Below are 14,953 nucleotides of genomic sequence, written 5' to 3'. Positions count from 1 at the left end.
CAGAATGCCGGGCTTTTTTGACTCTCGATTTGGGCAACCCCATTGTCCGGGTGAAAGCTCGGGCATCCGGACCATCCACCGGAGTGCATCGAGCTCGAACCAATGTTTCACGTGGAACAAGTTCCGCCATCCAAGAGGCATCCGGTTCTAACTATTGCCATCGAGTAGAGTCGTGGACTCACAGTCCTGGTAGCAAACGCCCATGGAGGCTGCAGCGTGAAGAATGTGATCATTCTGGATCGGGATGGTGTCATCAACGAAGACTCCGACGCCTACATCAAGTCAGTGGATGAGTGGCACCCCTACCCCACGGCTTTCCAAGCCATTGCGAGGCTGGGAGCCGCGGGCTGGACGGTCGCGGTGGCAACCAACCAGTCTGGCGTCGGCCGAGGCTATTACAGCGAAGAAACCTTGACGGCCATTCACGAAAGGATGCTGGAAAAGACTCGTCTGGCCGGTGGTGAAATAGCCCGAGTGCTTCACTGCCCTCACCGTCCGGAAGTCGGATGTGAATGTCGTAAGCCCAAACCGGGCATGCTGTTGCAGCTGCAGCGGGATCTCGCCATACCAAGCCTCGAGCAGAGCTGGATGGTCGGCGACAGCCTCCGCGATGTCCAGGCTGGCATCGCGGCGGGCTGCCGTACCGCACTGGTCGAGACCGGAAAGGGCCAGCGCTACGTGGACCAAGTGCGGGCTGCGTTCCCTTCGACGTGGATATGCCGAGACCTCGACCAGTTCGTGACCAGGCTAACTGGGGATAACGCCAGCGAGGACCGGAGCCCGTCATGATTCCAGGTCCAGGACGACACCCTCTGTGTGTTTCACGTGAAACACACAGAGGGTGTCTTCACTTTAAATCACAAACGCAACCCTTCTCCTGAACTACCCTTGAGTTATCCCCAACGGACGGGCTTACGGAAATGACTCTGGGAAAGAAGATCAGCCTCTGGGTAGTGGCGGTCATCCTGATAATCCTGGTGGCGATGATCGTCGTCATTCTCACTTTCGACTGGAACCGCCTGAAGCCAACTATCAATCAGCGCGTGTCGGAAGCCATTCACCGCCCCTTCGCCATCGAAGGGGACCTCAGTCTCGATTGGCAGCGCCCGAAGGGTGAGTCCGGTTGGCATAGCTGGGTCCCGTGGCCACACCTGCGCGCCGAAGATATCCACCTGGGTAGCCCCGACGCGGTTACCGATGCCGATCTGGCAAGCCTGTCTGCACTCGACATCGTGCTGTCACCGCTACCCCTGCTGCACAAGACACTTTCCATACCTCATATCGAGCTCACTGGCGGTGAGGCGACACTGATCCGCCTCCAAGATGGCAGCAATAATTGGACATTCGATCTCGGTACCGGTGATGACGCATCGCAGCCGGACGACAGTGATCAGCAAGGTGGCTGGACTGTCGACGTGAGGGAGATTGCCTTCGACCCCATCGACGTTCATTACCAGGATGCAACGCTAGCGGCCAATGTCGATGCCACGGTGGAGCTACTGGGTAAACCGATCGCCTTCGACGCGCTGACCGACGGCGAGAGTGCCGCCGGTCAGGCCGTCGCCGATCAGCAGGTCGCCGACTATCGCTTCGGCTGGCGCGCCCAGGGCAGCTACAGGAATCAGGCGTTCGAGGGCAGTGGTCGGCTGGGCGATCTGGCGGCGTTACGCCAGCGCGGCGCGGCCTACCCCTTGCAGGCGGATCTACACGCGGGGGCGACCCGGGTGTCGGTCAACGGCACACTCACCGACCCTCTCGCTCCCAAGAGAATCGACATGGATCTCAGTTTCTCCGGCCAGAATCTGGGTGATCTTTACAACGTGATCGGCGTTACCTTGCCGGATACGCCCCCCTACTCTACCCGAGGGCATCTCACCGCAAACCTGGATGGTCAGGAAGCACTATCGTTTCACTATCAAGGCTTTGACGGTCAGATTGGGGAGAGCGATATCCATGGCGACCTCACCTACCTGCTCGGCGAGCCGCGACCGTCTCTCACCGGCGAGGTCGTATCGCGCCAGCTGCGATTCGCTGATCTGGCGCCGTTGATCGGAGCCGATGCCGGTAGCGAAGACCAGAGCAAAGGTAACCAGGGTGGAGAGAGGCAGCAGCCGCCGGACAAGGTGCTACCGGTCAGCGAGTTCCAGACCGCGCAGTGGCGGACCATGGATGCCGACGTCAAATTTACGGCTCAGCACATCGAGCATGGAGATTCGCTGCCGCTGGATAACCTCTATACCCACGTGACCCTGAAAGACGGCGAGATCCTGCTGGATCCCCTGCGTTTCGGCGTCGCTGGCGGCAACCTCAATACCACGCTGCGGCTCGATGGTAGTCAGGAGCCGATGCAGAGTCGTGTGGACATGCACATTCGCCGCCTGCTGCTCAGCGAGATGTTTCCCGATGTCGACCTGATGCAGAACAGCCGTGGCGAACTCAACGGCGATGCCACGCTCAGTGGCACGGGCAACTCGGTGGCCGCCATTCTCGGCAGCAGCAACGGCAACTTGCAGATGTTGATCAGCGATGGCGTCATCAGCCAGAACCTGATGGAACTGGCTGGCCTCAACGTCGGGAACTATCTCGTGGGCCAGCTGTTCGGCGACGAGCAGGTCAATATCAACTGTGCGGCGACCAATCTCGAGGTCGACGACGGCTTGGCGACGACCCGCTTCTTCGTCATCGACACGGAGAACGCTCTGATCCGGGTCGACGGCACGGTCAATTTCAAGACGGAAGGCTTGGATCTGAATATCGAACCGGAGAGCAAGGGCGCGCGCGTGTTCACCTTGCGCTCACCGCTCTACGTGCACGGCACCATGAAAAATCCGTCACCCGGGGTCGATGCCGGCTCGCTGTTGGCACGGGGCGCGGTAGGGGCGTTCCTCGGGACCGTTGCGACGCCAGCGGCAGCGCTGTTGGCACTGGTATCGCCGAGCGCCGATGAAACCACGCCATGTAACGACTTCCTGAGTCAGATTCAGACCGACTCCCCTTGAGAGGAATGTTTCACGTGAAACCTGACGAACGGAGGGTTTCACGTGAAACATCTCACTCTTGTTACACGTCATAACCCAGAGCACTGATGACGAGGAAGGAGGGGCGGGAGCTAGGGAGCTAGCCGGCCGAGTCAGGGGGCTAGTGCCCGATAAGCACATTGCCAAGCTGGGTAATGCTACGGGTACGGCAATACGAAATCCGCCATGGCTGAACGCGGACTACTCACCGTGGCGGATTTCGAAGCGGCAGGGATGACATTATTGAGAGTTCTTGCGGTACTGCTCGCCCAGCGATTCCAGTGCACTAATGAGCTTCTCGATTTCGGCATCGAAGCGCTGCTGCTGTTGAGCATAGAAATGGCGGGTGTACGAGGAGCCTTTATGCTTGTTCACCAGGTTGGAAAACTGCGATTCCAGCTGCTCGGTATGGAAACGTAGACGCTCGGTCAAGAACTCGGCGTGCCCCTGATGGCAAGCTACGTCCATCAACGCCCTGACCTGAACCGTCAGCAGATAAAGCTGCAGGACATTACGGTCCTGCACCTCCTTCTGTGTGGAGACGCTATCGTCCAGCAGGTTGATCGAACTCATCTGACAGCAGCCGCTATCGTCGGTCAGCGGGCGATTCTGGGCATTCTCTTGCTGAGTCTGGAACATGGTCAGACCCTCCTTTAGGTCGCTGAACCATACGGTCCATGGTACCACCAGCATGTTTCCTGACCGTTCGCCATTGGTCGAACCCTCCGCCGGCTCATTGGTCAAGGAAGTCGCCTAAAGCGTAATGGCATGAAGGCAGTGGAGAGCGCAGATTGGGAGAGAAAGCCAGAGGTCGCTACCCTCAATATTCGGAGACGCTCATCATGCGCTACGCCAATCCCAACACATCCGATGCCATCGTCGGCTTCGAGAAGCGGTACGAGAACTACATCGGCGGTGAATGGATACCGCCGGCCGAGGGGCGGTACTTCGAAAACATCAGCCCGGTTACCGGGGAAGTCTTCTGCGAGGTCGCCAGATCCAGTCAGAAGGATATCGATGCCGCGCTGGACGCCGCCCACAAGGCTGCTCCGGCGTGGGGAAAGACCTCCGTACAGGAGCGTTCGACGCTGCTGCTGAAGATCGCCGATCGCATGGAGCAGAATCTGGAAATGTTGGCGGTCGCCGAGACCTGGGACAACGGCAAGGCAGTGCGCGAGACACTGGCAGCCGACATCCCGCTGGCGATCGACCATTTCCGCTATTTCGCCGGCTGCATCAGGGCCCAGGAAGGGACCACCGCCGAGATCGACGACAACACGGCGTCCTACCATTTTCACGAACCGCTGGGCGTCGTCGGTCAGATCATTCCGTGGAACTTCCCGATCCTGATGGCCACCTGGAAACTGGCGCCCGCACTGGCGGCCGGCAACTGTGTCGTGCTCAAGCCCGCCGAACAGACCCCGGTATCGATCTTCAAGGTCATAGAGATCATCCATGATCTCCTGCCGAAGGGCGTCATCAATATCGTCAACGGCTACGGCGAAGAGGCCGGCCAGGCGCTGGCCTCCAGCAAGCGCATCGCCAAGATCGCCTTCACCGGCTCGACGCCCATCGGCTCGCACATCATGAAATGCGCCGCCGAGAACATCATTCCCTCCACGGTGGAGTTGGGCGGCAAATCCCCGAACATCTACTTCGAAGACGTCATGTCCGCCGAACCGGCGTTCATCGACAAGTGCGCCGAAGGGCTGGTGATGGGCTTCCTCAACCAGGGCGAGGTCTGCACCTGCCCTTCCCGCGCCCTGGTCCAGGAAAGCATCTACGACGAGTTCATGGCTAAGGTCCTCGAGCGAGTCAAGAAGATCAAACGTGGTCACCCACTGGATACCGAGACCCAGGTCGGCGCCCAGGCCTCCCAGGAGCAGTTCGACAAGATCATGTCGTACATGGACGTGGCGCGGGACGAAGGTGCGGAGTTCCTCTCCGGCGGCGAGCGGGAATCGCTCTCCGACGATCTCTCTCGGGGCTACTACATCCAGCCCACGCTGCTGAAGGGCAACAACAAGATGCGCGTGTTCCAGGAGGAGATCTTCGGCCCGGTGGTCTCGGTCACGACCTTCAAGGACGAAGAAGAAGCCCTGGCCATCGCCAACGACACCGAATTCGGACTGGGTGCCGGGGTCTGGACCCGCGACATCAACCGCGCCTATCGCATGGGCCGGGGCATCCAGGCCGGCCGCGTCTGGACCAACTGCTACCACCAGTATCCAGCCCATGCCGCCTTCGGAGGGTACAAGAAGTCCGGTGTGGGTCGGGAAACCCACAAGATGGCGCTGGAGCATTATCAGCAGACCAAGAACCTGCTGATCAGCTACGACATCAATCCCATGGGTTTCTTCTAGACCGACCGATGAGGTGCGGGGTCCGCAAGGGCCCCGGAGCGCGGGTTGTAGGGGTGGCGAGCGAACGGCTTCGCCACCCTTCGGCACGTCCGGTTCGCGGACGCCGGCTTGATCCACGTTGTGTCGGGCCGATCTTCACTTGGCTACAGTGAAACAGACATACGGACAGGCTAGAAGAGGGACAACGCCATGACCGCCATGACGACCTTCCTGGGCAGTCTCGATCGACCGTCTCCCCCCACCGATCTGAATCGCGAGCTTCGCGCACTCTGGTGGGCCGGCAAGTCCGAGTGGTCCAAGGCCCACGATCAGGTGGATTCCGCGGCCGGCCGCCGGGCCGCCTGGGTCCACGCCTACCTTCACCGCTGGGAAGGCGATATCGGCAATGCCGGTTACTGGTATCGGCAGGCGGGGCGCCAGGTGCCGGACCAGAGCCTCGACGACGAGTGGCAGGAGATCACCCGATCACTGCTCCGAGAACTCGCGCCTCAACTTTGATCCACGCCGGAAAGCTTACGCCTGGGCCGACTGGATCAGTTCGGCGAAGCGGTTCAGGTCGACGTTGCCGCCAGAGAGCACGATCCCGACACGCTGCCCCTCGATCCGCGTACGGCCGGCCAAAGCCGCCGCCGCCGCCAGGCAGCCCGTCGGCTCGACGAACTGCTTCATGCGACCGGCCAGGAAGCCCATCGTCTCGACCAGCTCGGCGTCGGTGACGGTCATGATCTCGTCGACGCACTGCTGCAGTACCGGGAACGTCAGGCTGCCCAGTGCCTGGGTCTGGGCGCCATCGGCGATCGTGCGCGGGGTGGCAATCGAGACGATCTCGCCACAGGCCAGGCTTCTCTGGGCATCGTTGCCGGCTTCCGGCTCGACCCCGATGATCCGGCAGCTCGGGTAGCGCGCCCTGGCGACCGTGGCACAGCCCGACAACAGTCCGCCACCGCCCAGCGGCACGATCAGCGTATCCAGCTCGCCGACATCGTCGAACAGCTCCTTGGCGGCGGTACCCTGCCCTGCCATGACGTGCGGGTGATTGAACGGCGGAATCAGCGTCAGCCCCTCGGCCTCGGCCAGTTCCCGGCCCAGCGCCTCGCGATCCTGGGTATAGCGATCGTAGAGCACCACTTCGGCACCGTAGCCCCGCGTGGCCGCGATCTTGATCGCCGGCGCATCCTCGGGCATCACGATGACGGCGCGAATGCCATGCAGCCTGGCCGAGAGCGCGATCGCCTGGGCATGATTGCCCGAGGAGAAGGCGATCACTCCCGCGGCCTTCTGCTCACGATCGAACTGGCTGATGGCGTTGTAGCCACCCCGAAACTTGAAGGCGCCGATGCGCTGGAGATGTTCCGCCTTGAAGTGAAGCGATGCGCCGCTGCGCTCGTCTGCCGTCGTCGAACGCAGCACGGGGGTGTGGTGGGCAATGCCCGCCAGCCGCCGGTGCGCCGCCGCCACGTCGTCGTAATCGATCGCCAGGTTGGTCATGCTCTCTCCTGTCTCCGGCGCCACTGACATTCCGCGGCGCGCTGCGTAATATGCCAGCCAAAGTGTCATCGATCATGATGGCTCGACGGCTGCAAGGAAAGGGACAGATGCGATCATACGACTGGATATGGCAGACCGGGCCAGAGCTCGACCCCGCCGGGCTATATACCCTGCTGTCGCTGCGCGAGGCAGTGTTCGTGGTCGAACAGCAGTGTGCCTATCAGGAGCTGGACGGCCGCGACCTGGCGGCATCGACGCACCACCTGCAGGTCCTGGCGGCGAACCAGCTTGCAGCCACCCTGCGGTTGCTGGCGCCCGATCCGGTCGACCAACCGGCCTCCATCGGGCGCGTCGTCATCCACCCCGCCCACCGCGGCGGCGGCCTGGGCCACGACCTGATGCGAGCCGCGCTGACGCGAATCGAATCGCTGTGGCCCGGCCGCAGTGCCCGGCTGTCCGCCCAGGCGCATCTGCAAGCCTACTACGGCCGTCACGGGTTCGAACCGATCGGCGATATCTATGTGGAAGACGGCATTCCGCATATCGATATGCAGCGAAAGTGAGATTCTCAAGGTAAGTAAGCACTCACTTTTGAAGAAGCGAAAAAAGCCGACGCTGGATAACAGCGTCGGCTTCTTTTCAGCGTATCCGCCCCGCCACGCGGGGCGGATATCGCTCCGGTCAGGCGCCGAATTCGCTCAGCATCTTCTCGATCAGATCGAGTCCCTCTTCAAGCACCTCGTCACTGATGGTGACCGGCATCAGGAAGCGGATAGTGTTGGCGTAAAGGCCACAGGAGAGCAGGATCAAACCGCGCTCGCGAGCAGTCTTGCAGAGCTTGCCAGCCAGTTCGGCATTGGGCACGCCGCTCTTCTTGTCGCTGACCAAATCGAACGCCGCCATGGCACCCAGGTTGCGCGCGTTGGCGACCGACGCGTAGTCCTGCTGCCACTTGTCGAAGCGCACCTTGAGCTTCTCGCCCAGCGCCTGGCTCTGTTCCAGAATGCGCTCTTCCTCGAACACTTCCAGCACGGCCAGTACCGCGGCGCAGGAAACGGGGCTACCGGTGTAGGTGCCGCCCAGCGAGTTGCCACCGGAGGCGTCCATGATCTTGTCGGTACCCACCACGGCCGAGATCGGCATGCCGTCGGCCATGCTCTTGGCCATGGTCATGATGTCCGGCTCGACGCCGCTGTGCTCGATCGCGAACAGCTTGCCGGTACGGCCAAAGCCGGACTGCACCTCGTCGACGATCAGCAGGATGCCGTGCTCGTCGCAGATCTCGCGAAGCGCTTTCAGGAAGCTGGCCGGCGCCGCATGGAAGCCACCCTCGCCCAGCACCGGCTCGATCACGATGGCGGCGGTGTCGCTGGGATTGGCATCGGTCTTCAGCACCATCTTGAGGTGGCGTAGCGCCTCTTCCTCGCTGACGCCGATGGACGGCACCGGATAGGGCGCGCGGTAGACCTGGCCCGGCATCGGGCCGAAGTCGTTGCGGTAGGGGGCGACCTTGCCGTTCATCGCCATGGTCATGAAGGTACGCCCGTGGTAACCGCCGGTGAAGCAGATCACGCTGGAGCGCCCGGTGGCGGCCCGTGCCACCTTGACCGCATTTTCCAGCGCTTCGGCGCCGGAGTTGGCCAGCATCACCTTGGCGTGGCCACGGACCGGCGTCACTTCACTGAGCTTCTGCGCCACGCGCACATAGCCCTCGTAGGGCATGACCGTCTGGCAGGTGTGCATGACACGGTCGAGCTGCGCCTTGACCGCCTCGACCACCTTGGGGTGGCGATGACCGATGTTGAGCACGCCGATGCCGCCAGCGAAGTCGATGAAGCGCTTGCCGTCCTCGTCCCACAGTTCGGCGTTCTCCGCCCGCGCGGCGAACTCGACCGCCGGGCTGGCCGCACCGCTGGCCACGTAGCGCTGCTTGAGTTCGTTGAGTTCTGCATTGGTCATGGAACACTCCTCCTGACACGGCATCGGATGCCGTTAACGTGAATCGCGCGTCGTCGTCGGTTTCGGCAGGCGGCGCGCCATGAAATCGGGATCAGGCTTTATCGTAGGCTGCCCGAATGAGGCGATCGCCCATCTCTCGACCGTAGTGCCGCCGAGCCCATCCGTACAGTGCCAATCCGGCGATCATCCAGCCACCGAAGATGGACCACTCGACGGAAGTCAGCGCCGAAGGGCTGCCTGGCAGGTAGAGACAGGTCATGCCCAGCGACAGCAGCACTGCCAGCACACCGACCAGCTTGCCGGCACCGACATAATAGGGACGCGGCATGTCAGGCTCGCGATAGCGCAGGATGACGAACGATAGCGCCACGAACAGATAGGCGAGCACGATGCCCAGGCCGCCGGCATCGACCAGCCATACCAACGCCGGACGCCCGAAGAACGGCGCCGCGGTGGAGAGCACGCCGATCAGGATGATGGCGTTGGTCGGGGTCTTGTAGCGTGGATGCAGCTTGCCCAGGAAGGCGGGCAGCATGCCGGAGTGCGCCAGGGCGTAGATCGCCCGCGATCCACCGATGTAGAACGCATTCCAGCTGGTGATGATCCCGGCGATCCCCGCCAGCACCATCAGATTGCCGGCCCAGTCCCCGTCGAAGACCGCCGTCATCGCGTCCGGGACGCTGAGCGAACTCCCCTGGAGCGCCTCGTTGTCGAGCATCAGGCTGGTGCCGAGAATGATCAGGGTGTACCAGCACACCGCCATGATGACCGAGAGCACCAGCACCTTGCCGATATCGCGGAATGGCAGGTTGATCTCCTCGGCCGCCTGGGGAATCACGTCGAAGCCGACGAACAGGAACGGGACCAGCACCAGCACCGCCACGATACCGCCGAAGGCGCCGTGCTCGCCGCTGGCGAACAGCGGCTGCATGTTGCCGCCGTCGCCGGCGAACAGTGATCCGGTCACGAACATCACGCCCGCCACCAGGATCAGCCCGGTGACGACCTTCTGCAGCAGCGCCGCAGTGGAGATCCCCACGTAGTTGACGGCCATCATCGCCAGCGAGCCGAGTACGCCCACCGCGACCCAGGTCGCCTTGACGTCCCAGCCGGCGATGGTCCACAGGTCGCCGACGGCGTAGCCGGGGAACAGGTGCTCGACGACCGTCGGCAGCGCCACCGCCTCGAACGACGCCACGCTGACGTACCCCAGCACGATGCTCCAGGTGCAGACGAACGAGGCGAAATGGCCCAGCGCGCGATAGCTGTAGACGTGCTCGCCACCGACCTGCGGCATCGCCGACGCCAACTCGGCATAGGTCAGCCCCACCAGCAGCACCGCAATGCCGCCGATGACGAAAGCGAGTATCGCACCCACGCTACCGCCATCGAGGATGGCGCTACCGGTCAGGACTATCCAGCCCCAGCCGATCATGGCGCCGAAAGCCAGGGCCAGGACATCCGCTCGTGCGAGGACTCGCACGAGCTCCGCGGGTTGAGGAGCGTTCGACATGAGAGGGTCTCTTCAGGTTGTTTTTGATAGGCCGGATCCCGCCGCGGGACTCGGCCCTGACGCCACGCTATCACTCCGCTGCGCAAGCGGGACTAGACCACTTCCCGACGACGGTGGACCACATGGGGCTCTCCCCGCATAATCCGCAGACGTTTCCGCGTCTCTCGTGAGGTAGGCCATGGACGACCGTCGTCAGGCGCTGGATCACATTCGGCAGGGCTACCTGGCTCAGCCCGACCATCTGACCAAGTACTGCCGTCTCGAGCAGACGCTACTGACGCTCATCGAGCAGCGGTGGCAGAACGGCCAGCGGCTGCCCGGGCATCGCACCCTGTGTGACGCGCTCGGCATGGCCCGCAACACGCTGGCTGGCGTCGTCGAGAGTCTGATCCGCCAGGGTCATCTGGTGACCGACCACGGCAAGGGCACCTGGGTATGCAAGCACTCACCCCTGCGAGAGCAACGGGTTGCCGACATCGGGCCGATTTCCCGCCGCGCCGGTGATTTGCTGAATGACGTGGGGGCCAGCCCGCTGCAGAGCGGCGCCTTCGTGCCGGGCGTTCCGGATATCGCACACTTCCCCATTGCCCGCTGGCGACAGCTCTACTCGCGTATCACCGTACCCCACAACACGCTGCTGCTCGCCTACGCATCCGGCGGCTACGGGCCCCTGAAACGTGCCATCGCCGGCTATCTCGCCCGGTGGCGGGGCATCGACTGCGGACTGGATCAGATCGTCATCACCGAGGGCGCCCATCATGGCTTGCAGCTATGCGCCCTGACGCTGGCCGACCATGGCGATCGTGCGGTCATGGACTCGCCATTCTACTGGGGCGCGCGCAACGTCTTTCAGGCCGGCGGCCTCGAGATAGACCACGCCATCTGGGAGCCGCGTCGCGGGTATGTCGGTTCGCTGCCTCGGCCACACCCAAGACTGCTCTACTTCACCGGCACCCACCATTATCCGTTGGGGGTGTCATCAGTAAGCACTCACAAACAGGGGTTGATCGACGCTCTCGAACCGGACTGGATTCTGGAGGATGACTACGAGTTCGGCGACGGCGGTCACCACGAGCTGGCCTTCGATCCCAGGACCGGCAACCAGATCCTGGTCGGATCCTTTTCCAAGCTGATGTTCCCGGGCTTGCGTCTGGGATACCTGATCGTGCCGAGGGGGCTTAGCACCGCGATCAACCGGGTACGCACCGGCGTCTTTCGCGAAGGGCGCCTGCTGGACCAGGCGGTACTGGCCACGTTCATCGACGATGGCGATCTCGACCGCTGGTGTCGGCGCATGACGCAGGAGTACCTGGAGCGCCAGCAACGGCTGCACGAGCTGCTGGCCGACGTCCCCGGGATCGCCGATATCTCGCCGCCGGCCGGCAATATCAGCTTGAGTCTGGCGCTCTCGCCCACGCTCGACGACGAGCGCCTGTCGCAACATCTGCTGAACCGGCATCACCTGGTCACCCGGCCGTTGAGCCGGGTCTGCGGACCGGGCGACCCTCGACGCGGGCTGATACTCGGTGTCGGCATGGTCGAAGGCGAAGCACTGGAGCGCCAGGGCCGGCGCCTGGCCGAGGGCATCCGCGAGTTCGTCGCCCAGCAGCGCTGAGCGACTCCCGGCGCCACTGCCCTCCTGCGCCTGTCAGGCCGTCTCTCCGATCGGGGTGGTCTCGGTGACGCGCTCGTCGCGAATACGCCGCTCGGACTCGGGGTCGAACACCACCATGCGCGAGACATCGAAGGCGAACCGGGTTCGCTCCCCCGGGCGTAACGGCGTGCCGGGGCGCATGCGGGCGTTGACGTGGGTTCCACCCAGCGTCGTCACCACATAGAGATCCGCCCCGGTCGGCTCGACCAGCGCGACCGGCAGCTCCGCCTCGTGGATGTTGCCCTCGCGATGATTGGCACTGGCCGGGTCGGTGATCGCCTCGGGCCGCAGCCCCAGGATGACGTCGCGGTCGCACCAGTCACGCAGTGCATTACGGTCGCGCACGACAGGCAGTGTCAGGGTGGACGCGTCCGTCGCCACCTGGGCAACCGGCAGCCCATCCTGCTCGACGATCCGCGCCTTGACCAGGTTCATCGACGGCGAGCCCATGAAACCGGCGACGAACAGGTTGTTGGGGTCGTCGTAGACCGCCTGCGGCGTTCCCAGTTGCTGCAGCTCGCCGCCACGCATGACGGCAATCCGGGAGGCCAGTGTCATCGCCTCGATCTGGTCGTGGGTGACGTAGACGATCGTGGTGCCCAGGCGCTGGTGCAGTTGCTTGATCTCGGTGCGCATGTCGACGCGCAGCTTGGCATCCAGGTTCGACAACGGCTCGTCGAACAGGAACAGCTGCGGATCGCGCACCAGCGCCCGCCCCATCGCCACCCGCTGGCGCTGGCCACCGGAGAGCTGGCCCGGCTTGCGGTCGAGCAGGTTCTCGATCTGCAGCAGCTTGGCGACCCGGTCGATCGCTTCACGGCGCTGCTTGCGCGGGACCTTGCGCATCTCCAGCCCGAAGCCGATGTTGCCGGCCACGGTCATGCTCGGGTAGAGCGCATAGGACTGGAAGACCATGGCGATATCGCGCCGGGAGGGGTGCACGTCGTTGATGCAGCGGCCGTCGAGCAGCAGCTCGCCCTCGCTGATAGAGTCGAGTCCGGCGATCATGTTCAAGAGCGTCGACTTGCCGCAGCCCGATGGCCCCACCAGGACCAGGAAGTCGCCCTGCTCGATCGCGATGTCGATGCCCTTCAGGACATGGGTCTCGCCGAAGCGCTTGTGAACGTTGTTGATATGCAGAAAGCTCATGTGATCCTCAGCCCTTGACCGATCCCGACATCAACCCGCGCAGGAAATACTTGCCCGCGAGGATATAGACGATGAGCGTCGGCACCGCCGCCACCATCGCTGCCGCCATGTTGACGTTGTAGGCCTTCACCCCGGTGGAGCTGTTGACCAGATTGTTGAGTGCCACCGTGATCGGCGCGCTGCCGCCGGACGCGAACGAGACGCCGAACAGGAAGTCGTTCCAGACGTTGGTGAACTGCCAGATGATGGTGACCACGATGATCGGTACCGAGGCCGGCAGCAGGATCCGGAAGAAGATGGTGAAAAAACCTGCGCCATCGAGTTGCGCCGCCCGTACCAGTTCGTCCGGAAAGCTGGCGTAGAAGTTGCGGAAGAACAGGGTGGTGAACCCGATGCCATAGACGATGTGGACCAGAACCAGCCCACCGGTGCTGTTGGCCAGATGCAAAATGCCCAGCACCCGGGCCATCGGCAGCAGGATGATCTGGAACGGAATGAAGCAGCTGAACAGCATCAGGCCGAACACGATCTTGTGGCCGCGAAACTTCCACTTGGTCAGCACGTAACCGTTGAACGCGCCCAGCAGCCCGGAGATCAGCACCGCTGGCACCACGATCTTGATGCTGTTGAAGAAGTAGCCGTGCACGCCGTTGCACTCGAGACCGATGCAGGCACTGCCCCAGGCTTCGCGCCAGGGGTCCAGGGTCCATTCGCCGGGCAGCGCCAGCATGTTGCCCTGATGGATCTCCTCCAGCGTCTTGAACGACGTGGTCAGCATCACATAGAGGGGCATCAGATAGACGACCGCAAACAGCACCAGGATCGCGTAGAGCACCGCCCGGGTCGCCAGACCCCGGCGTGCAGTGAAGGAAGCGGCACTCATGATCGGGGCTCCCGCAGCTCGGAGTAGAGATAGGGGATGATCAGCGCGGCGATCACCGCCAGCATGAATACCGCGCTGGCCGCGGCGATACCCATTTCGTTACGCGAGAAAGCGTAGGAGTACATGAAGGTCGCCGGCACCGCGGTGGCATTGCCCGGCCCGCCGCCGGTCATCGCCACGATCAGGTCGAAGCTCTTGATCGCCAGATGCGCCAGTACCACGACTGCGCTCAGGAAGACCGGTCGCAGCTGGGGAATGATGATGCGGGCATAGATCTTCCAGGCCGGGGCGCCGTCGATCTGGGCGGCCTTGATCATCTCGCCGTCGATGCCGCGCAACCCCGCCAGGAACATCGCCATGACGAAGCCGGTGGCCTGCCAGACCGCAGCGATCACCACGGTGTAGATCGCCATGTTGGAATCGATCAGCCAGTTGAAGCTGAAGCTCTGCCAGCCCAGGTCGTGCATGGTTTTCTCCAGCCCCAGTCCGGGGTTGAGAAACCACTGCCAGGCGGTGCCGGTGACGATGAACGAGAGCGCCATCGGATAGAGATAGATGGTGCGCAGCACGCCTTCGGCCCGGATCCGCTGATCGAGCAGAATCGCCAGTATCAGGCCCAGCACGATACAGCTGACGATATAGAGCAGCCCGAAGATCCAGATGTTGTGCAGCGCGATCCCCCAGGTCCAGGAGGTCCACAACCGCGACCACTGGTGCAATCCGACCCAGGTGTAGTCCGGCATCATGCCGGAGTCGCTGAACGAGATGTAGCTGGTCCAGGCGATGAAGCCATAGACGAAGAACAGGACCAGGACGCAGGAGGGCGACAGCACCAGCTTGGGTAGCCAGCGCTGCAGGCGCTCCCGCGCACCACCGTCCCGCTCCGGAGAAGCATTGGACATCACATCACTCTCGGCTCGTGAACGA

Annotated in this window: 13 protein-coding genes; 6 read left to right on the top strand and 7 right to left on the bottom strand. The window is 63.0% G+C overall.

Annotated elements, in window-relative coordinates:
- The first annotated feature begins 216 nt into the window (after positions 1–216).
- Together gmhB and DOM56_RS03025 are read left to right on the top strand one after the other, a co-directional pair.
- Positions 217–789 carry a D-glycero-beta-D-manno-heptose 1,7-bisphosphate 7-phosphatase gene (gene gmhB / locus DOM56_RS03030; RefSeq protein WP_232822147.1) on the top strand — a complete coding sequence of 191 codons (573 nt, stop codon included), beginning with the start codon at positions 217–219 and terminating at the stop codon, positions 787–789.
- Between the two features lie 131 nt (positions 790–920).
- The gene (locus DOM56_RS03025) at positions 921–2,999 is read left to right on the top strand and encodes an AsmA family protein (RefSeq protein WP_110707405.1); all 2,079 of its coding nucleotides are present in this window, start codon (positions 921–923) and stop codon (positions 2,997–2,999) included.
- A gap of 258 nt (positions 3,000–3,257) precedes the next feature.
- On the opposite strand, the gene DOM56_RS03020 is transcribed toward DOM56_RS03025, so the two are convergent.
- Complete coding sequence (locus DOM56_RS03020; protein WP_157958142.1) at positions 3,258–3,656, bottom strand: hypothetical protein; 399 nt, start codon at positions 3,654–3,656, stop codon at positions 3,258–3,260.
- Positions 3,657–3,859: 203 nt separating this feature from the next.
- Between DOM56_RS03020 and DOM56_RS03015 the strand changes: the two genes are divergently transcribed.
- Both DOM56_RS03015 and DOM56_RS03010 read left to right on the top strand, forming a co-directional pair.
- The gene (locus tag DOM56_RS03015; protein ID WP_110707403.1) at positions 3,860–5,380 is read left to right on the top strand and encodes an aldehyde dehydrogenase family protein; all 1,521 of its coding nucleotides are present in this window, start codon (positions 3,860–3,862) and stop codon (positions 5,378–5,380) included.
- A 189-nt stretch (positions 5,381–5,569) separates the two neighbouring features.
- Positions 5,570–5,878, top strand: coding sequence for a hypothetical protein (locus DOM56_RS03010; protein WP_198655645.1), 309 nt, complete (start codon positions 5,570–5,572; stop codon positions 5,876–5,878).
- Between the two features lie 15 nt (positions 5,879–5,893).
- Here the strand turns inward: DOM56_RS03010 and DOM56_RS03005 are convergent, their stop codons facing one another.
- Complete coding sequence (locus tag DOM56_RS03005) at positions 5,894–6,868, bottom strand: threo-3-hydroxy-L-aspartate ammonia-lyase (protein ID WP_110707402.1); 975 nt, start codon at positions 6,866–6,868, stop codon at positions 5,894–5,896.
- 107 nt (positions 6,869–6,975) lie between these two features.
- On the opposite strand from DOM56_RS03005, the gene DOM56_RS03000 reads away from it, so the two are divergent.
- Complete coding sequence (locus tag DOM56_RS03000; protein ID WP_110707401.1) at positions 6,976–7,431, top strand: GNAT family N-acetyltransferase; 456 nt, start codon at positions 6,976–6,978, stop codon at positions 7,429–7,431.
- Positions 7,432–7,549: 118 nt separating this feature from the next.
- On the opposite strand, the gene gabT is transcribed toward DOM56_RS03000, so the two are convergent.
- Both gabT and DOM56_RS02990 read right to left on the bottom strand, forming a co-directional pair.
- Entirely contained in the window at positions 7,550–8,827 is a 1,278-nt protein-coding gene (gabT, locus tag DOM56_RS02995) for a 4-aminobutyrate--2-oxoglutarate transaminase (RefSeq protein ID WP_110707400.1), read from the bottom strand.
- A 91-nt stretch (positions 8,828–8,918) separates the two neighbouring features.
- Positions 8,919–10,340, bottom strand: coding sequence for an APC family permease (locus DOM56_RS02990; RefSeq protein WP_110707399.1), 1,422 nt, complete (start codon positions 10,338–10,340; stop codon positions 8,919–8,921).
- Positions 10,341–10,518: 178 nt separating this feature from the next.
- Here DOM56_RS02990 and DOM56_RS02985 point away from each other — a divergent pair, with 178 nt between their 5' ends.
- Positions 10,519–11,955, top strand: coding sequence for a PLP-dependent aminotransferase family protein (locus DOM56_RS02985; RefSeq protein ID WP_110707398.1), 1,437 nt, complete (start codon positions 10,519–10,521; stop codon positions 11,953–11,955).
- Between the two features lie 33 nt (positions 11,956–11,988).
- On the opposite strand, the gene DOM56_RS02980 is transcribed toward DOM56_RS02985, so the two are convergent.
- Genes DOM56_RS02980 through DOM56_RS02970 form a run of 3 tightly spaced genes read right to left on the bottom strand, consistent with a single transcriptional unit; the run spans position 11,989 to position 14,928 of the window.
- The gene (locus DOM56_RS02980; protein ID WP_110707397.1) at positions 11,989–13,143 is read right to left on the bottom strand and encodes an ABC transporter ATP-binding protein; all 1,155 of its coding nucleotides are present in this window, start codon (positions 13,141–13,143) and stop codon (positions 11,989–11,991) included.
- Between the two features lie 7 nt (positions 13,144–13,150).
- Entirely contained in the window at positions 13,151–14,026 is an 876-nt protein-coding gene (locus DOM56_RS02975) for a carbohydrate ABC transporter permease (RefSeq protein ID WP_110707396.1), read from the bottom strand.
- Positions 14,023–14,928, bottom strand: a complete 906-nt coding sequence (locus DOM56_RS02970; RefSeq protein ID WP_110707395.1) for a sugar ABC transporter permease — start codon at positions 14,926–14,928, stop codon at positions 14,023–14,025. The genes DOM56_RS02975 and DOM56_RS02970 overlap by 4 nt, the downstream gene beginning before the upstream one ends.
- Positions 14,929–14,953: the final 25 nt, after the last annotated feature.

Origin of the sequence: Salinicola sp. CR57 (assembly GCF_003206585.1) — a bacterium.
GTDB lineage: Bacteria > Pseudomonadota > Gammaproteobacteria > Pseudomonadales > Halomonadaceae > Salinicola > Salinicola lusitanus.
The sequence above is the reverse complement of the archived record's forward strand: the minus strand, read 5'-3'. Positions and strand labels throughout refer to the sequence as shown.